The sequence below is a fragment of the Butyricicoccus faecihominis genome, from assembly GCF_014648015.1.
Taxonomy (GTDB): Bacteria; Bacillota; Clostridia; order Oscillospirales; family Butyricicoccaceae; genus Agathobaculum; species Agathobaculum butyriciproducens.
In genome coordinates this window covers 1-2,224 of record NZ_BMQH01000029.1, presented here as the reverse complement: position 1 = coordinate 2,224, position 2,224 = coordinate 1, and the positions used below count along the sequence as shown (strand labels likewise).

At 49.3% G+C, this 2,224-nt stretch carries 3 protein-coding genes and 1 tRNA gene; 2 read left to right on the top strand and 2 right to left on the bottom strand.

The features are described 5' to 3' along the window. Nucleotides 1–48: 48 nt before the first annotated feature. Nucleotides 49–134 (top strand) — tRNA-Leu (locus IEY11_RS14550). Nucleotides 135–333: 199 nt separating this feature from the next. Next, nucleotides 334–1,026 (top strand): hypothetical protein, encoded by a 693-nt coding sequence (locus tag IEY11_RS14545; protein ID WP_188886899.1) that lies wholly within the window; start codon nucleotides 334–336, stop codon nucleotides 1,024–1,026. A gap of 53 nt (nucleotides 1,027–1,079) precedes the next feature. On the opposite strand, the gene IEY11_RS14540 is transcribed toward IEY11_RS14545, so the two are convergent. Then, nucleotides 1,080–1,940, bottom strand: a complete 861-nt coding sequence (locus tag IEY11_RS14540) for a peptidoglycan recognition protein family protein (protein ID WP_188886898.1) — start codon at nucleotides 1,938–1,940, stop codon at nucleotides 1,080–1,082. Continuing rightward, nucleotides 1,940–2,224, bottom strand: a 285-nt coding sequence (locus IEY11_RS14535) for a phage holin family protein (protein ID WP_188886897.1), incomplete at its 5' end; no start/stop codon positions are given. The genes IEY11_RS14535 and IEY11_RS14540, both read right to left, overlap by 1 nt.

The following is a 2,224-nucleotide window of genomic DNA, read 5'->3' as shown; positions in this document are numbered from 1 at the left end:
GGGTTCAAGTCCCGTCACTCGCACCACCTTCTTTCAACAACAAAATATGCGGATGTGGCGGAATGGCAGACGCGCTAGCTTCAGGTGCTAGTGTTCGCAAGGACGTGGGGGTTCAAGTCCCCCCATCCGCACCAAGAATTGTGCTGAAATCGTTGTATTTCAGCACTTTTTCTTTATCTTTGTTGTTCCAGTTTTTAACTGACGACACTTTGACGACAAAAGGAATTTTTTACGACGGTGTTCCCTGCCCTCGAAAGCGCTTAGGGCAGCCGCCTCCCCATTGGAAAGTTTTCTGCCGATATGCTATAATGATTGCAAAAGATTGGAGAAGATATGAGAACTTACAAATACGCTATTTATATTACTTGCGCAATAACCTTGATTTCCTTCTGCATCGCATTCGCACTCAATTTTTATTTCACGGATTCCAATCCGTTTTGGTGCAATCTTCTGCTCGGTATATTTGGCAGCAGCTCATTAACTCTGCTAACATCTATTATCGGATATAGAGTTGAACGACGTCGCACGTTCGAAGGATTTTCCTATGCCACCAAGGCAATACTGCACGATTTGAACAAATATCAATATACCTGGGGATTAGAAGAAAAGGTCGATTTCTTTTTGAACTATACCGACATCAGTAAAATAGATTGGGATAGGTATTATGGAGATTTTGACTTCTTCACAAGCTTTTTCAGCAATGATAATGATAGACGTTATATTTACACCCAAATATACTATCCAATCGTGCAAGTTAATAATGCAATCCGTAATCACATCTGGCATTTTCGATGGTTTCGAGATGGTTCCGGAAAAAACGACGTTGCGATTAAGAAGTTTATTTGTGAAATCGAACCTCACTTGATCGAGATAAAGCACACAGAAGCCGATATAACTATTATGGATATACGGAATAAACTTGTCGAGGACATTAGTTTTGAGCTAAATAATAACTATTACAAACTGATGTACGGCAAACGCATATTCAAGCGTAGTTGCGCCTCTGATAACTCTCAAAAATCATAAAGAGTATAATAACCCCTCAGTGTCCGAATGAAGTGACACTGAGGGGTTGTACTTTACTTCTCCATCGCCTTAGCCAGCTTCTTCACGAGCTGCTCACCGTACTGATACCGCAGCAGATACTCGATGGTCTGCTCCTCCAGACCGACAACCTCCTGCACGGTGTCGATGGCGGCCTGCACGTCCGGCGTGCCGTCCGGCACGAACGTGCGGCACTGCGGCGCGGTGATGGCCGGCAGCTTACGAACAGCATCGTAGCTGACCGTAAAGCCTGCCTGCTTGAGCGATCTCATCTTGATATAGTTGGTTTCATCCTTGCAGATGCACTCACACTCGTAGGTCTTGCCATTGAGCAGGACCTTTTTCTTTTCTACCACTTCGTCGTCCTCCTTCTTCGGTTCGAGTTCAACCGGCGCGGTCAGCCGTGCCTTGAACTTACGCCACAGACTTTCGTCGCGTACCCACGGCTCGGGGCACAGCTTGCCGGTGACATCATAGTGCCGCACGACGTGATCTACGTCAATGCCGTACTTCGCCATGAGATACTTGACCAACTCGACGGCACGGTCTACCGTCTGCGGCGTGATGGTGTACTTGCCACTTACGATGTCGCTGCACATTTCCACACCCAACGAATTACGGTTCATACAAATGCCGCGTAACGGGTGATGCGAGCTCTCGAGAGCACCGCCGCAGTGCCATGCTGCATCGTTGTCGCGGACGGACTGCGTAACGCTGTCCTCATCGACAAAATAGTGTGCACTTGCCCGTCGGCCTGCGCCCTGAAAATAGTGCGCGTTGCCCTCGTCGGTATCGCCGTCGTTGGCGGTATAGTGCATGACGATGTACTTGATCGAATTGCCGCCGCGGCCGGAGTAGTAGTTGCTCGGATCAGTCGGCACAAACGGAATGTTCATCAATCGTTCTCCTCCCCTAACTTATCCACTGCGTCCTTTGCTGCGGACAGCATCTTCTTGAGCCACTGCGGCACGGGTGCGCCCAGGCTAACTGCGTTTTCGACGATCGAGCCCAACTCCGTGAGCGTGTACCACACGACCACCAGCGGGCACAGCAGTGTCGTATACTCAAACGGCAACACGACGCCCGGCAGGTGCCCGAGCATGGCGCCGATGAGCAGATCAGCCGCACCGGCCACCATTACTACAATAACTGAGCCGATCTTGTGAAAGATGCCGTCTCG

Excerpts from the sequence above, each read along its gene's own strand:
- IEY11_RS14545 (WP_188886899.1), top strand. The coding sequence starts at position 334 with ATGAGAACTTACAAATACGCTATTTATATTACTTGCGCAATAACCTTG.
- IEY11_RS14540 (WP_188886898.1), bottom strand. The coding sequence starts at position 1,940 with ATGAACATTCCGTTTGTGCCGACTGATCCGAGCAACTACTACTCCGGC.